The organism is Kribbella sp. NPDC056345 (assembly GCF_042262745.1).
Classification (GTDB): Bacteria; Actinomycetota; Actinomycetes; order Propionibacteriales; family Kribbellaceae; genus Kribbella.
Genome location: NZ_JBHJQQ010000001.1, coordinates 1,250,541 through 1,266,152 on the forward strand (window position 1 = coordinate 1,250,541; position 15,612 = coordinate 1,266,152).

The 15,612-nt window shown below is 66.8% G+C and carries 12 protein-coding genes; 8 read left to right on the forward strand and 4 right to left on the reverse strand.

What is annotated here, in order from left to right:
- The first annotated feature begins 215 nt into the window (after nt 1-215).
- Complete coding sequence (locus ACFCV3_RS05700) at nt 216-4,229, forward strand: RICIN domain-containing protein (RefSeq protein ID WP_376026402.1); 4,014 nt, start codon at nt 216-218, stop codon at nt 4,227-4,229.
- A 55-nt stretch (nt 4,230-4,284) separates the two neighbouring features.
- Here the strand turns inward: ACFCV3_RS05700 and ACFCV3_RS05705 are convergent, their stop codons facing one another.
- Complete coding sequence (locus tag ACFCV3_RS05705; protein ID WP_376026403.1) at nt 4,285-4,845, reverse strand: peptidoglycan-binding protein; 561 nt, start codon at nt 4,843-4,845, stop codon at nt 4,285-4,287.
- A gap of 185 nt (nt 4,846-5,030) precedes the next feature.
- The gene (locus ACFCV3_RS05710; RefSeq protein ID WP_376026405.1) at nt 5,031-5,681 is read right to left on the reverse strand and encodes a TetR/AcrR family transcriptional regulator; all 651 of its coding nucleotides are present in this window, start codon (nt 5,679-5,681) and stop codon (nt 5,031-5,033) included.
- A gap of 36 nt (nt 5,682-5,717) precedes the next feature.
- On the opposite strand from ACFCV3_RS05710, the gene ACFCV3_RS05715 reads away from it, so the two are divergent.
- The gene (locus tag ACFCV3_RS05715) at nt 5,718-7,067 is read left to right on the forward strand and encodes a serine hydrolase (RefSeq protein WP_376026407.1); all 1,350 of its coding nucleotides are present in this window, start codon (nt 5,718-5,720) and stop codon (nt 7,065-7,067) included.
- Here the strand turns inward: ACFCV3_RS05715 and ACFCV3_RS05720 are convergent, their stop codons facing one another.
- The gene (locus ACFCV3_RS05720; protein ID WP_376026408.1) at nt 7,068-7,994 is read right to left on the reverse strand and encodes a hypothetical protein; all 927 of its coding nucleotides are present in this window, start codon (nt 7,992-7,994) and stop codon (nt 7,068-7,070) included.
- Complete coding sequence (locus ACFCV3_RS05725; protein WP_376026409.1) at nt 7,994-8,407, reverse strand: hypothetical protein; 414 nt, start codon at nt 8,405-8,407, stop codon at nt 7,994-7,996. Before ACFCV3_RS05725 ends, ACFCV3_RS05720 begins: the two co-directional genes overlap by 1 nt.
- Before the next feature lie 142 nt (nt 8,408-8,549).
- Here ACFCV3_RS05725 and ACFCV3_RS05730 point away from each other — a divergent pair, with 142 nt between their 5' ends.
- From ACFCV3_RS05730 to ACFCV3_RS05755, 6 genes are all read left to right on the forward strand, one after another.
- The gene (locus ACFCV3_RS05730; protein ID WP_376026411.1) at nt 8,550-9,527 is read left to right on the forward strand and encodes an ArsR/SmtB family transcription factor; all 978 of its coding nucleotides are present in this window, start codon (nt 8,550-8,552) and stop codon (nt 9,525-9,527) included.
- A gap of 150 nt (nt 9,528-9,677) precedes the next feature.
- The gene (locus tag ACFCV3_RS05735; protein WP_376026412.1) at nt 9,678-10,655 is read left to right on the forward strand and encodes an ABC transporter substrate-binding protein; all 978 of its coding nucleotides are present in this window, start codon (nt 9,678-9,680) and stop codon (nt 10,653-10,655) included.
- A 22-nt stretch (nt 10,656-10,677) separates the two neighbouring features.
- Nucleotides 10,678-12,189 (forward strand): sugar ABC transporter ATP-binding protein, encoded by a 1,512-nt coding sequence (locus ACFCV3_RS05740; protein ID WP_376026414.1) that lies wholly within the window; start codon nt 10,678-10,680, stop codon nt 12,187-12,189.
- The gene (locus ACFCV3_RS05745; RefSeq protein ID WP_376026415.1) at nt 12,186-13,196 is read left to right on the forward strand and encodes an ABC transporter permease; all 1,011 of its coding nucleotides are present in this window, start codon (nt 12,186-12,188) and stop codon (nt 13,194-13,196) included. The genes ACFCV3_RS05740 and ACFCV3_RS05745 overlap by 4 nt, the downstream gene beginning before the upstream one ends.
- On the forward strand, nt 13,193-14,164 hold the full coding sequence (gene yjfF / locus ACFCV3_RS05750; RefSeq protein WP_376026417.1) for a galactofuranose ABC transporter, permease protein YjfF: 972 nt from the start codon (nt 13,193-13,195) through the stop codon (nt 14,162-14,164). Before ACFCV3_RS05745 ends, yjfF begins: the two co-directional genes overlap by 4 nt.
- Nucleotides 14,165-14,292: 128 nt before the next feature.
- A complete protein-coding gene (locus tag ACFCV3_RS05755) occupies nt 14,293-15,591 on the forward strand; it encodes an ABC transporter substrate-binding protein (RefSeq protein ID WP_376026418.1) in 1,299 nt (432 codons plus the stop codon).
- The last annotated feature ends 21 nt before the right edge of the window (nt 15,592-15,612 follow it).

A 15,612-nucleotide genomic window follows, 5' to 3' on the forward strand; every position in this document is an offset into this window, starting at 1 on the left:
CGCGAACACCTTGCCGCCTGCGCACGCACGGTCACCAGGTAAGAAGTGGACAACTTCCGGAACTGGCCAGTACCTAACGCGCCAGAGCCGTCGCGCGTCAACGAGGAACATGACAGGGTCGTCCTCGTCCGGCGGAGAACTCTGACGTGAGGGTGGTGGGGGTAATGCGTCGGCGACGCTTGTCCTTGAGTCTTGTCCTGTTTGCAGTGGCTGCGGTGCTGGTTCCAGGCCCGGCTCAGCCGATGGAAGCCGCAGCTGTTGAGGCTCCGGCGATGATGGATCCGGAGCTGGCCTCCCCCGAAGCGCGGGCGATGGCCACGGCCCTGCGTTCCGGGCAGCGGGTCGAGTTGACCGACCAGCGCACCGAGACCGGTCAGGTGTACGCGAACCCTGACGGCACCAAGACCATGGAGCAGCACAGCCTGCCGGTCCGGGTCCGCAAGGGCCGCGACTGGGTCGCGCCCGACCCGTCGCTGCGGCTGGAGGCCGATGGGCTGATCCGTCCGGTCGCCACGATCTCGCCGCTGGTCCTGTCCGGCGGCGGCGATCAGAACCTGGTGTCGATCGGCAAACCCGGTTCGCAGATCCGCCTGGGCTGGCCGGCCACACTCCCGAAGCCGGTGCTGAAGGGGAACATCGCGACGTACCCCTCGGTCATGCCTGGCGTGGACCTGCAGGTCACCGCTGAGGTGGATCGATTCTCGCAGCTGCTCGTGGTGCATACCCCTGAGGCCGCTGCCAATCCCGCCCTTGCCACGGTGAGCTTTCCGATCAGCGCCGATGGTCTGACGCTGAAGGTCAACCCCGACGGCTCGACCTCGGGGACCGACAAGAACGGCAAGCTCGTCTACACCGCCGACCGGCCGACGATGTGGGACGCGTCGAGTGTCGAGAAGCCGCGGATCGCGAAGCTCGGCATCCGGCACGAACGCGGCCGGTTCATCGTGACGCCCGACCGCAAGATGCTGACCGATCCGACGGCGAAGTACCCGCTGTCCATCGACCCGTCGATCTCCGGTACGTCGGTCAACTGGCTGCACATCAACAAGGAATCCAGCCATGCCGACGGCTGGACGTACGACCGGAGTAGCAGCACCAGCGATCCCCTGCGGGCGAAGGTCGGACCGCGGTACGGCGAGCCGGCCAACGTGTACCGGTCGATGTTCCTGATGCGGACGACCAGCGGCGCCCAGGCGATCGCCGGCAGCACGATCCTGAGCGCGCAGTTCCGGATCACGCTGGACTGGAGTTCATCGGGTACGGCGAAGCCGGTCCAGCTGTGGAGCCTGACCGAACTGGACACCGCGAACAAGAACATCAACTGGGGCACCACGACCCCGTCGTACTGGAAGACCTTGCTGGACACCCGCAGTGGTGCGGCGTGGCCGGAGGAGAAGTCCCTCCCGATGGAGTTCGGCGAACCCGAAGGCTCCACCCCGCTGCGGACCATGGTGCAGAACGTGGCCAACGCGCGGAAGCCCACCCTGTCGCTCGGACTGCGGTCGCCGAACGAGGGCACCACCACGGAAGCGCAGTACCACTGGAAGAAGTTCATCCCCAGCTCGGCAGCACTCGCGGTCACGTACAACACCGCGCCGAAGATGCCGAAGGGGCTCAGCCTGACCCGGCCGCGGCCGTGCGGTACGGCGGCAGCGCCGACCCCGGTGTTGACCGGGCAGCCGCAGTGGGCCTCGGTCGCGGACGACCCGGACCTCGGTGACAACATCACAACCACCTTGCAGATCAAGGACCCTGCCGGTGCGGTCGTGCACGAGAGTGCCGTTGGACCGACGGTCAGCGGTGCCGCCTTCGCCTGGCCGGAAACGCCGGCGGGCAAGCTGAGCAACGGTGTTGTCTACAGCTACACCGCCTTCACCAAGGACGCTGCGAACGCGACCAGCCCGACGACGCCGGCCTGCTACTTCGTGATCGATACGTCCGCCCCCGCCGTACCGCGGATCGAGTCGACGGACTTCCCCGACGCCGGTGACCCGGTGACCGAGGCGCGCAAGGTCGGGAAGGTGACCTTCAAGCCTGCTGGTGGCGAGACCGACATCGAGGAGTACGTGTACGGGTTCCAGGCCGATGCGCTGATCAGCCGGGTGAAGGCAGTTGCGGATGGATCCGCGACGATCCCGATCACGGTGCACCCCGATCCGGTGACCGGCGTACCGGCCTCGCGGCTGTATGTGCGCGCGGTCGACCGGGCCGGAAACAGCAGTGGTATCCGCGAAGCGTGGGAGCTGACGGCGAAATCCCCGACCACGCCGGCTTCGAGCGTGCGTGGTGACAGCAACGGTGATGGCCGGGCCGATGTCACTGCGGTGCTGGACCACGGGTTCGGCCGGACGGGCATCTGGAACGTCGTTTCGGCTGGATCAACCTTCTACGCCGGCCAGATGGCGTGGGACACCGGTGAGGGCACGGGCTTCTCGCTGGCGAAGGTCAAGCCGGTCCAGGGCGACTTCGACGGTGACGGCCGGACCGACATGGCGGTGTTCCGATCCGGTGCGGGTGGCCGGATGTGGTTGTACGAACTGCCGTCGGACGGGAACGAGTACCAGAACCCGCCTGCAGTGTGGACCACCGAGACAGCGGGGTGGCAGCTGAGCACCGCGCGGGTGGTGGCGGGTGATGTGGACGGCGACGGGAAGGACGACATCGTCGTACAGAACGCCGGTACGGGCGACAACTGGCAGGCGCAGGTCTTCCGGGCCGCCGACAACTTCGCCGTACCGGTGAGCTGGGTCGCGGCGACGGCCGGGAACACCTGGTCGCGGAGTGCGCCGCTCATCGTCGACATCGACAAGGACGGCAAGGCCGATCTGCTCAGCGTGCGCAACCTGACCGACTGCCGGACCGCGGTCGACCTCTACCGCTCGACCGGTACGGCGTTCGCCGCGGCGACCACGATCTACGACTCCGGCGTGGACGGGTTCTGCTGGGACAAGAGCCGGTTCACCGTCGCGGACCCGGACGGCAACGGCCGTGACGACGTGGTCGCGCTGACCGAGAACACGTCGACCGACGCCACCGTGGTCGTCTTCGCCTCCGACGGGACCCGGCTCACCAAGTCGGACTGGCGCCGGGTGACCGGGCTGGAACTGGCGAAGATGACGATGGTCAGCGGTGACTACGACGGTGACAAGCGCGACGACATCGGGCTGCTGTACGCGGCGGCCGAGGGTGATCGCGAGGTGTACACCCTGCACTCCACCGGCACGACGTTCGACGACAAGGTGAAGACCTGGTCGGGTGCGGTCGGTGCGGTGACCGGACCGAAGTTCGACATCGAGCACCGGCAGTACGAGCTGGTCAACAAGAACAGCGGTAAGTGCCTGAACGTCAAGAGCAGTGCCGTCACCGACAACGCCCAGTTCATCCAGTTCGGCTGCGTCGGTACCGCACTGAACGAGCGCTTCCGGCTGATGCCGATCGCCGGGACCGACCAGTACAGCATCCGCCCGGTACACACCGCGGTCGACACCGGACCGGTCAAATGCCTGAGCGCTGCGGGTGGCAGCTCGCAGGACGAGGCGAACGCCGTACAGTCCACTTGTGGTGGGGGTCTCGGTGAGCCGCGCGCCTGGGAGCAGGTGACCTTCGGGTACGTCGACGGCAGCGCCTACGAGACCGTCGTACAGCTGCGATTTGCCCACAGCAACAAGTGCCTCGACGTCGCCGGAGCGTCCTTGGACGACAGCGCGCTGATCCAGCAGCAGGAGTGCGGTCAGTCCACGAGTGAGCAGTGGATCCTGCGGCCGGCCTTCAACGCGACGCAGCTGGGCGGCAGCACCGGTGCGACCCGCTACCGGATCGATACGCCGGTCAGCACGACGACGGTCCTCGAAGTACCGAAGTGTGTGACCGCCGCGAGCACGCAGCTGAAGATGGGCACCTGGTCCAGCACCAGCCTCTGCCAGAAGTGGACCCTGAAGAGTCTCGGCGACGACATGTACAAGATCGTCGACGGCAACTCCAAGACCCCGGTGGACATCAAGGGCTGCTCGAAGTTGCCCAGAGCAACCATGATCATCTTCCCGGACAACACCTCCGAGTGCCAGAAGTGGCGGATCGAACCGACCCCCGGCGGCACCTACAGCGTCATCGCCGTCAGCTCCGGCCTCTCCCTCGACATCGCCAACGCCAGCTCCGCCGCCGGCGCCGAGGTGATCAGCTGGTTCTACCACGGCGGCAAGGGCCAGCGCTGGGCCTTCAAACCGCAGTAACAGCCGGGCCCGTACCGGCTGCAACCGGTACGGGCCCGAGCGGTTCCCGGCAGCGTCAGCTGCAGGTGCGGTAGTCGTAGCCGGCGACGCGCCAGACGTTGTCACCGTCCCGGAAGGCGTACTTTCCCTCGCTGTTGCGCACCACCGAGAAGCTGCCGTGATCGCCGTAGTACGTCATCTCGAGCTGCTTCCCCCTGGCCTCGCTGCCGCCCGTCTTCTTGAGCTCGTTGTCGGCGCGGCCGAAGGTGCCGCCGCCGACCTCGCCGTCGACGGTCAGCTTCCACCTGGCCTGCAGGTTCCGGGTCGCGTGATCCGTGTTCGCGCCGAACTCACCGTCGACATCCGCCGCGTCGAACTTGGTGCCGTCCTTCTCCTGGGCGCCCTCGGCCCAGAGGATCTTCTGCCACAGGCAGACAGCGTTCGACTCGTTGTGTTCCTGGAACCCGAAGGCCATCGGCCCCTCGTCGCCCCAGTCGCCCACGTAGGTGTCGTAGCCGCGCACATAGTTGTCAGACTGCGCGGCGGAAGCCGGAGACGCACTCAGCGCAAGCGCTCCCACCGCCACCGCGCTGATCACGCCGGCGACGAAGCGGATGCGTGTTGATCGAATTTTCATGACTCATCCTGTTCTCTCGATGCTGGGATCTACAGGGCCCCCGAACAGCCCTTACGTGCCTCAGCATCACCCGCCCGGTCCCGACAGACCTTGCACCAACCTTGTGCCGACCTTGCCGGACAGCTGTACGGTCGGGCGGTGAGATTCTTCAGCCATCAGCACCCCCCGACCGTCTCCGCCACGAACTAGCCACCGGCCAAGGCATGTAGGCGGGCTTTCGAGCGGCGGCACTCACCTGTGAAGACGGTGGCGAGGATGGGGTCGAGCACCTGGTGGTGACGGTCGGGTTGGCGGTCGGTGCGTAGGGAGAGGATGTCGGCCAGGCCGTAGACGGTGCTGATGATCCGTACGGCGGCGATGGGCGCGTTCACGCCGGATTCGACCTCGCCGCATTCCTTGCCGTTACGCACCGCGGTCACTACTCGTTGCTGCAGGGCCTCGTGGGCGCCCACAGCCAGGGCTGCCAGGTGTGGATCCTGGGCGGCAGCGAGTTGGAGTTGGTGCGCGACACGGTGCTCGCGACGGCGCTGCTCGTCGAGCGGAAGCAGCTCACGGACGACATCGTCGAGGATCCGGCGGATCGGCCAGCGCTTCTTCTCGCCTGCTGCCACTCCCGCCTCGATCCGCTCGTCGCGGCGCTGGACGAGGTCGTGATAGGCGAACTCGATCAACGCGTTCCGGTCGGCGAAGTAGTGCTGGATGAGACCGACCGAGATGTTCGCGCTCGCGGCGACGCGCGCATACGTCGTGGTCGCGAACCCCAGCTCGGCCACCTGCTCCTGGAAGGCACGGGCGATCAACCGCCGGCGGTCTTCGTGATCAACGATCTTCGGCACTCGTAAATCATATAGCCATATGGTAAAGATTGCCATATGGCTATACTGCTAAAACTGCTCGTGGCACTCGGCCTCAGCGTTCCGGCCGTGCCACTACCTCCTACCGAAGCCGGCGTACCGGGTGTTGCGTACGCCGTCGTAGGCGCCGAGGGCATCCAGCAGCAAGCCACGTCCGGCGTCGACGGACACGGTCAGAACGTGGGTCCGGGGACACCGTTCCTGTGGGGTTCGGTCTCCAAGCCGGTCACCGCGACCCTGGCGGTCCTGCTCGCCCGGGACGGCGTGCTGGACCTCGATTCCGCCGTCGCCACGGTGCTTCCGCCGTACCCGACAGCTCGGATGACTGTGCGCCAACTCCTCGACCACACCAGCGGCCTGCCCGCGGGACTGCAACTCACCGACCGGTACGACGAGGATCGGAGCATCACGTCGGTGATCCCGCAGATCGCTGACCTCGAACCGATCTCCGAGCCAGGCAAGAAGCACTCGTACTCGAGCCTCAACTACATCGTGCTCGGCGCGGTCGTCGAAGCAGTCACTCGGCAGCCGTTCGCTCAGGTTCTCTCGGAGCGGCTGCTGCGGCCGGCGCAGATGAGCCCGACGCTCGCCGACGCCGATCGAACGCTCCCGCCCGGCCATCGCTACGTATTCGGAACCGCCCGCCCCTTCAAGACCCAGATCGACCCAGCCACCGTCCCAGCCGGCTACCTGGCCGGCTCGGTGGCCGACCTAGCGGCGTACGCACGAACCCAACTGCCTGGTGGCCCCGTACTGACCGACAAGGAACGCGCCCTGCTGCACACCCCGCGAGCCGACAACAACGGCTACGCACTCGGCTGGCGTACCTCCCAGATCCCCGGCACCAACGAGCCCATGATCTGGCACGCCGGCGCCACCCCCGGCTACCAAGCCGCCATCCTCCTACTCCCCCAGCGACGCCAGGCAGTAGTAGTACTACAAAACGCCTACGGCCCCTTCCACGACGCCCGCCTACTCGACACCGCCCAAGGGATCGCCTCGCGCCTCGCGGGCACTACACCAGAGCGCCACGACATCGACCCGGCCTACCCAACCGCGCTAGCAGCCCTCAGCCTGGTCACCGCACTCCTGCTCGCCTTCACCATCGGTACGGCGGTCCGCCTGTTCCGAGGCCCAAAACCCGGCCCACGCAAGCCCCGCCTCATCAAGCTCGCCCTCACCGTACTGACCCTCGGCGCCCTGACCTTCGCCCTAGCCAGCCTCCCCACCCTCGCCGGCCTAACCCGCGCACAACTCCCCCTCTGGGCCCCCGACCTAGCCTGGCTAGTCCACGCCGGCCTGATCCTGGCCCCCACCCTCGCCGTCCTACGCGTCCTGACAACCGCCAACGCGCTCAAGATCTCCTGATCACTGCTGGGCTATTACTGTGTTGGCCTGGTGGGCCAGGGATTTGATGGTGGGGGTGAGTTCGTCCAGTTGGGGTTTGAGGTTGCGGACTGTGGCGGCCTGCAGGGCTAGGGCTCGGGTTAGTTGGTAGCGGGGCCAGCCTGCGGTGGTTGTGCAGTCGTACCAGGCGGCTGCTAGTTCGGACTCCTTGCTGGTGGGGACGTAGGGGCGGGCCGGGTTGGCCGGGCGGACCTGTAGGACGCCGCGTTTGTCCCAACCGCGCGACGGCTCGGGGCCTGCGTCGCCGAAGGGGACTCCGAAGCTTCGGACATCGGGCGTTTTGGAGGTGAAGCCTTTGGCTTGCAGGCAAGCCAGGACCGGTACGGCGAATCGGGGCGGCATCTTGTCGGCGTAGACCGGCCGCAGTGCCATCCGCAGTTGGTTTCCGAGGTCGTAGTAGCGGTTCTGCACCTCTTGGGCATTGGGGCCGAGGCGCGCATTCGCCTCTTGCGTGCAGCGATCCATCGCAGCGGAGAACTGCTGACTCGTACTGCGGACCGCCGGTGGTTCAGCCGGCACATCTCGGCCGAACCCGCGCCGCCGCGCTTCCGCAGCGCCCGTCGCGCCGAACGAACCAGCGGTGACCTTCAGATCGTCGAACGAACCCGAGACCGGCTGACCGCCAATCTCTTGCAGTTCGGGGTAGTCGGCTTTCGCCATGCAGCGGTCGCGTTCGACCAGTACGGCGGCCGCGATCACGTCGAGGAGGTCGCCACGGAAGGCGTCGTACGGCTGGGGTGGCGCCTGGACGCGGACCGTCGGGGCCGGAACGACGACGGCTGCGGGTGGGGCCGGCGTACCGCAGGCGGTGAGCAGGAACAGGGGCAGGATCCAGAGCCGGTTACGGCTGCTCGAGGAGCAGCCGTAACCGTTGTCGGGTGAGCTCATCAGCAGCGGCTGTGGCCGTTGTTGCGGTTCTGCTTGCTGACCGTGCGGAGGTCGCCCTTCCAGCCCCTCGGCGCGGTGAAGGTGACGAACCAGCCGCCGGTACTCGTGACGTCCCAGATCTTGATCGCGCACTCCGTGTCGCGGTTCCAGAACGAACCGGCGGTGTCCATCAGCTTGATGCTCGACTGCCGGTTGTTCGCGACGTCCCAGTAGTAGTCGTCGTTGTGCTGCATGTCGCCGTTCCAGAACTGCCGCCGGAGGTTCCCGAGACTGTAGTCGTAGTAGAAGCAGATCTCTCCGGTGTTGCAGTCGACATTGCCGTCACCGTTGTCGGCATGCGCCGGCACTGTGGTGATGGCGGCAGCAGCTCCGGCGACGGCGAGCACTGCGGCCAGGCGTGGCAAGAGTTTCATGGATGGTTCCTCCCGGATGTCGGCGATTGCGGGGCGGAGGCGGTGATCGCCTCGACACCCGGAAACGTAGAAGGGTGAACCGCTGGTGGGGTAAAACTTCGGGTGGGGCCGAATTGTTTGCGCAGGTCGGCGAGGGGGAGCGATGTGGCGCATCCATCTGAGTACGGACGACATCCGGCGGATCCGGATCGCACCGGATATCGATCCGCTCTGGGAGCTGGTGCACAGTATCCAGCTGCTCGACAGCGGCGGGCCGGTGATCTTCGGACCGTGGCGGCGCCGGGTCCGGCTGGCCGGGCTGGGCCGCTGGAGCATGTTGCGGCACCTGTCGCCGCCGACGGGCTACTTCGCCGACTTCCTGACGCCCGCGACCGGCACGACCGATCTGCGGGTCGGCATCGAGGAGGTCCTCAGGACACCGCGCGCGTGCCTGCGCAGCGATCTCGTCACGTTGCACGAGCAGTGCCCCCGCCCAGCCGGCTGGGTGCGTGACCTCGCAGCCGGCGACCGGCAGACCCTGCGCGCGCTGGGCACCAACCTGATCCAGTTCCACGAAACACATCTCAAGCCTTCGTGGGAGGAGATCCGCCGTCAGGTCTCCGACGAGCTCATTCGAGTACGACGTCTGCTGTGTGACGAGGGTGTCGACGCCCTGCTCGCATCACTCGGCGGCCACGTGCACTGGGAGGCGCCAGTCCTCGTCCTGCGCAACAAGCGGACCGACCGCGACCTGTACGTCGATGGTCGCGGCATCGTCATCCAGCCATCGTTCTTCGCGCTCGGTGACACGTCGATCCTCGATGTGCCGGGCGAACCGTTCGTGCTGGCCTACCCGATCCGGCATCGCCTCGGCTGGTGGGACACCCGCACCGAGGGCATCCGCCTCGACGCCGTCATCGGGAAGACTCGCGCCGACATGCTGGACTGTCTCGCGAACGGCGACCGCTCCACGACCGACCTTGCCCGCGCGCTCGATCTGTCCTCCGCGACCGCCAGCGAACAAACCAAGGCGCTGCGCGAGGCCGGCCTGATCACCACCCGCCGTACCGGCAAGAGCGTGCTGCACACGCTCTCCAGCACCGGCGCCACCCTGCTCGGCACGCCGGCACCGCCGAGCTGAGCATCGCGCCGCCGGCATTTGTTAGCGGTAACAGCTGCGTCCAACCCGTTACTTGTCCGTTGCCGGGAGGTCTTGACGGCCAAAATGTTAGCGCTCACAGTTAGGCAGCGCAATCTGGTAGCGCATTCCGACGGAAGGACTGGCAACGCCATGCTCAAGAAGATCTCCGCACTCGTGCTGGCCGGCGTCACCGCCGCCGCACTGACGTCGTGCGGCACGAGTGACAGCGGGGCAGCCGCGCCTGGTGGCGGCAAGACCACGATGGGCTTCTCGCAGGTCGGCGCCGAGAGCGGCTGGCGCACCGCGAACACGAAGTCCGTCCAGGAGGCCGCCAAGGCCGCCGGGATCGACCTGAAGTTCTCCGACGCCCAGCAGAAGCAGGAGAACCAGATCAAGGCCATCCGCTCGTACATCCAGCAGAAGGTCGACGTGATCGCCTTCTCGCCGGTGGTCGAGTCCGGGTGGGACACCGTGCTCAAGGAGGCCAAGAACGCGAACATCCCGGTCATCCTGACCGACCGGGCCGTCGACTCGGCCGACAAGACGCTGTACAAGACGTTCCTCGGTTCGGACTTCGTCGAGGAAGGCCGTAAGGCCGGCAAGTGGCTGACCGAGGAGTACAAGGCCGAGGCCGGACCGGTCAACATCGTCGAGCTGCAAGGCACCACCGGCTCCGCACCGGCCAACGACCGCAAGGCCGGGTTCGCCGAGGCGATCGGCTCCGACGCCAAGTTCAAGGTGGTGGCCTCCCAGACCGGCGACTTCACCCGGGCCAAGGGCAAAGAGGTGATGGAGGCCTTCCTGAAGTCCACCCCGGACATCGACGTCCTCTACGCCCACAACGACGACATGGCACTCGGTGCGATCGAGGCCATCGAGGGCGCGGGCAAGGTGCCCGGCAAGGACATCAAGATCATCTCCGTCGACGCGGTCAAGGACGGCATGCAGGCGCTGGCCGACGGCAAGATCAGCTTCATCGTCGAGTGCTCGCCGCTGCTCGGTCCGCAACTGATGGACCTGACCAAGAAGGTGCTCGCCAAGGAGGAGGTCCCGGCCCGGGTGGTGACCGAGGAGACCACCTTCACCCAGGAGCAGGCCAAGAAGGTCCTGGCCTCGCGCCAGTACTGACCCACCGACGGAAGGCAGGCGAATGACCTCGGCCGCACCGATCCTGGAACTGACCGGGATCGGCAAACAGTTCCCCGGCGTCACGGCGCTGGACGACGTCGATCTCCGGGTGCTGCCCGGTGAGGTGCACGCCCTGATGGGCGAGAACGGCGCGGGCAAGTCCACGCTGATCAAGGTGCTGACCGGTGTCCACCCGGCCGACAGCGGGACCATCCTGCTGGACGGCCGGGAGGTCACCTTCGCACACCCGCTCGAGGCCCAGAACGCGGGGATCAGCACCGTCTACCAGGAAGTGAACCTGTGCCCGAACCTCTCGGTCGCGGAGAACATCCTGCTCGGGCGGGAGCCGCGCCGGTTCGGCCGGATCCAGTGGAAGCCGATGCGCCGGCGAGCGGCTGAGCGGCTCGCCGCACTGGACCTCGATCTGGACGTGACCGCGCCACTTTCGCAGTACTCGCTGGCGATCCAGCAGATGGTCGCCATCGCGCGAGCACTCGAGGTCCAGGCGCGGGTGCTGGTCCTGGACGAACCCACCTCGAGTCTCGACACCGGCGAGGTCGAGCAACTGTTCAAGGTGATGCGGAACCTGAAGGAGCAGGGCGTCGCGATCCTGTTCGTCTCGCACTTCCTGGACCAGGTGTACGAGATCGCCGACCGGATGACGATCCTGCGCAACGGGCGGCGCGAGGGCGCCTACCCGACCGGCGAGCTCGGCCAGGTGGAGCTGATCGCGAAGATGATCGGCCGCGACCTGGCTGAGCTGGAGCGGCTGGAGGAGCGGCCGCCGGCCCGGACGACCGGCACCCTGCTGCAAGCCACCGAGCTCGGCCGCACCGGCGGTATCGAACCGTTCTCACTGACGATCCGCGAGGGCGAAGTGGTCGGCCTGGCCGGTCTGCTCGGCTCCGGCCGGACGGAGGTGGCGAGGCTGCTGTTCGGTGCCGACCACGCCACCGGCGGGACCGTCACGATCGACGGTGAACCGGTGTCGTTGCGGACTCCGCAGATCGCGATGACACACAAGATCGCCTTCTGCCCCGAGGATCGCAAGGCCGACGGGCTGATCCCGGACCTGACCGTGCGGGAGAACGTCGTACTGGCGCTGCAGGCCCGGCGTGGCTGGACGCGGCCGATCCCCCGTGAACAACAGGCCCAGCTGGTCGACCGATACATCAAGGCGTTGAAGATCAGCCCGGCCGATCCCGAACAGCTGGTCCGCAATCTGTCCGGCGGCAACCAGCAGAAGGTGCTGCTGGCCCGCTGGCTCATCCTCGAACCGCGGCTGCTGATCCTGGACGAGCCGACCCGGGGAATCGACGTCGGCGCCAAGGCCGAGATCCAGCGTCTGGTCGCCGAACTGTCCGACGGCGGGATGGCCGTGCTGTTCATCTCCGCCGAGCTCGAAGAAGTCCTCCGGCTCAGTCACAAGGTCGGTGTTCTGCGCGACCGTCGGCTGATCGCCGAACTACCCAACGACGACACCCTGACCACCGAGGTACTGATGCAGACCATCGCCAGCGGCGGACGGTCATGAACCGGCGGCTGCTCTGGCCGGCCGTCGTACTGGCCCTGCTCCTGTTGCTCAATCTCTTCTTCTCCCCCGGCTTCTTGTCGATCGAGGTGAAGGACGGCCACTTCTACGGAAGCCTGATCGACATCCTCCGCTTCGGCGCACCGCTGGTGCTGGTGTCGCTGGGGATGACCCTCGTGATCGCCACCGGCGGTATCGACCTGTCGGTCGGATCCGTGGTGGCCATCTCCGGAGCCCTTGCCTGCTTGGCGATCAGCCAAGGGACCGGCGTACTCGCAGCCGTCGCGCTGGCTGTTGCGGTGGCGCTGGTCCTGGGAGCCTTCAACGGCTTCCTGGTCGCGGTGATCGGCATCCAGCCGATCGTGGCGACACTGATCCTGATGGTCGCCGGGCGCGGGCTGGCCCAGCTGATCACCGACGGCCAGATCATCACCGTGACCGATGCGGGCTTCAAGGTCATCGGTGGCGGCTACCTGTTGATGCTGCCGTTCGGCATTCTGCTCGCGCTGGTGGTGCTCGCGGCCACCGTGTTCCTGACCCGGCGGCTCGCGCTCGGCCTGCTGATCGAATCGGTGGGCGGGAACGCCGAAGCCAGTCGGCTGGCCGGTCTGCGCTCGCGCGGCATCCTGATCACCGTCTACGCGTTCGCTGCGCTGTGCGCGGGGATCGCCGGAGTGATGGTGGCCTCGAACGTTTCCAGTGCCGACGGCAACAATGCCGGCCTGTGGATCGAGCTGGACGCGATCCTCGCGGTCGTCATCGGCGGCACTCTGCTGACCGGCGGCCGGTTCTCGCTCGGGGGCACCGTCCTGGGTGCGCTCGTGATTCAGACGCTGACCACAACGATCTACTCGATCGGCGTACCGCCCGAGACGACGCTGCTGTTCAAGGCACTCGTGGTCGCAGTGGTCTGCCTGCTGCAGTCGGCGGCCTTCCGGGCCCGGGTCTTCCCGCGCCGGGAGCGACCGGCCGCCCAGCCGGTGCAAGAGACAACGGAGGTTGCACGGTGACTGCCCTGACCGGCGCGGTGGTTCCGCGCAAATACCTGCCGGTGCTGGTGACGGCCGGGCTCTTCGTGGCCATGTTCATCGCCGGCGGCGCCCGCTACGAAGGGTTCTTCTCGACCCAGGTCGTCCTGAACGTCTTCATCGACAACGCCTTCCTGCTGGTCGTCGCCGTCGGTATGACGTTCGTCATCCTCACCGGCGGTATCGACCTGTCGGTCGGGTCGGTGGTCGCCCTGGCCACCATGGTCGCCGCGGTACTGCTGAATGCCGGGTGGCCGCCGCTGGCCGTGATCGTGGTGGTCCTGCTGATCGGTGCCGGTCTGGGACTCGGGATGGGCTGCATGATCCACTTCTTCGAGATCCAGCCGTTCATCGCGACCTTGGCCGGTATGTTCCTGGCCCGCGGCCTCTGCTACACGATCGGCACCGACTCGATCCCGATCACCGACCCGGCCTTCACAGCCGCCGCGCAGACCCAGATCAGCCTCGGCGGCGGGCTCTGGATCTCCCCCAGTGTGCTGATCGCCGTGGCCGTCGTGGCCATCGCCGCTTATGTCCTGCATCAGACCAGGTTCGGCCGGACCGTCTACGCGACCGGCGGCAACGAGCAGTCCGCACGCCTGATGGGGCTGCCGGTGGCCCGGACCAAGCTGGGGGTCTACACGATCAGCGGCTTCTGCTCGGCACTCGGCGGACTGCTGCTCGCCTTCTACATGCTGTCCGGGTACGGACTGCACGCGGTCGGCCTGGAGCTCGACGCGATCGCGGCCGTGGTCATCGGCGGCACGCTGCTCACCGGTGGATCGGGCTTCCTGATCGGCACCGTCCTCGGCGTACTCATCCTCGGCCTGATCCAGACGGTGATCAGCTTCCAGGGCACGCTCAGCTCCTGGTGGACGAAGATCTTCGTCGGTCTGCTGCTCGGTGTGTTCATCCTGCTCCAGCGCGTGATCACCTCCCGGAAGAAGTAGCGGACACTGTTCGGACTCGATTTGGGAACGCTCCCACCGAGCTCTTGACAGGCCCTGACTCTCCCTCGATGCTCCTGGGAGCGCTCCCAGATACCGGGAGTGCTCACGTATCGAGGAGGGGTCAGGCGATGAGCCAGACGAAGCGGTTCCTGGCAGTCACGGTGGCTGCCGTGACAGCACTGGGCATGGTCGGGGCATGCAGTAAGAACACCGAGGGCACCACGCCCGCGGCGGACGGCAAGATCACGCTGGTGGTCGACACCTTCGGGGACTTCGGGTACAAGGCGCTGGCCGCCCAGTACGAGACGGAGCACCCGAATGTGAAGGTCGAGCTGCGCAACGTGCAGAAGCTCGACGACTACAAGCCCAAGCTGGTCCAGTACCTGGCGGCCGGCAGCGGCGCCGGGGACATCGTGGCGCTCGAGGAGGGTGTCCTCAACGAGTTCAAGACCCAGCCGCAGAACTTCGTCAACCTGCTCGACCACGGAGCTGCCGAACTGCAGCCCAACTTCCTGCCGTGGAAGTGGGAGCTCGGCCGGGTCAGCGCCGACGGACCCCTGATCGGGCTCGGTACCGATGTCGGCGGCCTGGCGGTCTGTTACCGCAAGGACCTGTTCGCGAAGGCGAAGCTGCCGACCGAGCGGGACGCGGTCTCGAAGCTGTGGCCGGACTGGAACTCGTTCATCGCCACCGGCAAGAAGTTCACGGCTGCCAACACCGGCGCCAAGGGCTTCGTCGACTCGGTCACCACCAGCTTCTCGGCGATGCTGTCGCAGGCCGGTGACACCAACTTCTACGACCGCGACAACAAGCTGATCGCCGACTCGAACCCGGTCGTCAAGGACTCCTGGACCACGTCGATGACGATGATCTCCGAAGGCGTCAGCGCCAAGATCCCGGTCTGGTCGAAGGACTGGGAGGCCGGCTTCAAGAACGGCAGCTTCGCGGTCACCATGTGCCCGTCGTGGATGCTCGGCATCATCAAGGGCAACTCCGGCGCGGCGAACGCCGGCAAGTGGGACGTTGCCGCCGTACCTGGTGGTGGTGGCAACTGGGGTGGTTCGTGGCTCGCGGTACCGACCCAGAGCAAGCACCCGAAGGAGGCCTACGAGCTGGCCAAGTTCCTGACCTCGCCGACCGGCCAGGTGGCCGCGTTCAAGGAGGCCGGACCGTTGCCGACGGCACCGAAGGCGCTGGACGACCCGGCGTTCCTGGCGCTGACCAACGACTACTTCTCCAACGCTCCGGTCGGCAAGATCTTCGGTGACGGCGCCAAGACGCTGAAGCCGCTGGTCCTCGGCCCGAAGCACCAGGCGGTCAAGGAGCGGGCCTTCGAGCCCGCGCTGCAGGCCGTCGAGCAGGGCAAGCTGACCCCCGACAAGGCGTGGGAGCAAGCACTCAGCAGCGCTGTCAAAGAGGCGAAGTGACCTCTTCCAGCGTCGTCCGGC

What these genes read in the sequence shown, in the direction of transcription:
- ACFCV3_RS05735 (WP_376026412.1), top strand. Translation starts at nt 9,678, where the DNA reads ATGCTCAAGAAGATCTCCGCACTCGTGCTGGCCGGCGTCACCGCCGCC.
- ACFCV3_RS05730 (WP_376026411.1), top strand. Translation starts at nt 8,550, where the DNA reads ATGTGGCGCATCCATCTGAGTACGGACGACATCCGGCGGATCCGGATC.
- ACFCV3_RS05740 (WP_376026414.1), top strand. Translation starts at nt 10,678, where the DNA reads ATGACCTCGGCCGCACCGATCCTGGAACTGACCGGGATCGGCAAACAG.
- ACFCV3_RS05715 (WP_376026407.1), top strand. Translation starts at nt 5,718, where the DNA reads ATGGCTATACTGCTAAAACTGCTCGTGGCACTCGGCCTCAGCGTTCCG.
- ACFCV3_RS05755 (WP_376026418.1), top strand. Translation starts at nt 14,293, where the DNA reads ATGAGCCAGACGAAGCGGTTCCTGGCAGTCACGGTGGCTGCCGTGACA.
- ACFCV3_RS05745 (WP_376026415.1), top strand. Translation starts at nt 12,186, where the DNA reads ATGAACCGGCGGCTGCTCTGGCCGGCCGTCGTACTGGCCCTGCTCCTG.
- ACFCV3_RS05725 (WP_376026409.1), bottom strand. Translation starts at nt 8,407, where the DNA reads ATGAAACTCTTGCCACGCCTGGCCGCAGTGCTCGCCGTCGCCGGAGCT.
- ACFCV3_RS05720 (WP_376026408.1), bottom strand. Translation starts at nt 7,994, where the DNA reads ATGAGCTCACCCGACAACGGTTACGGCTGCTCCTCGAGCAGCCGTAAC.
- ACFCV3_RS05705 (WP_376026403.1), bottom strand. Translation starts at nt 4,845, where the DNA reads ATGAAAATTCGATCAACACGCATCCGCTTCGTCGCCGGCGTGATCAGC.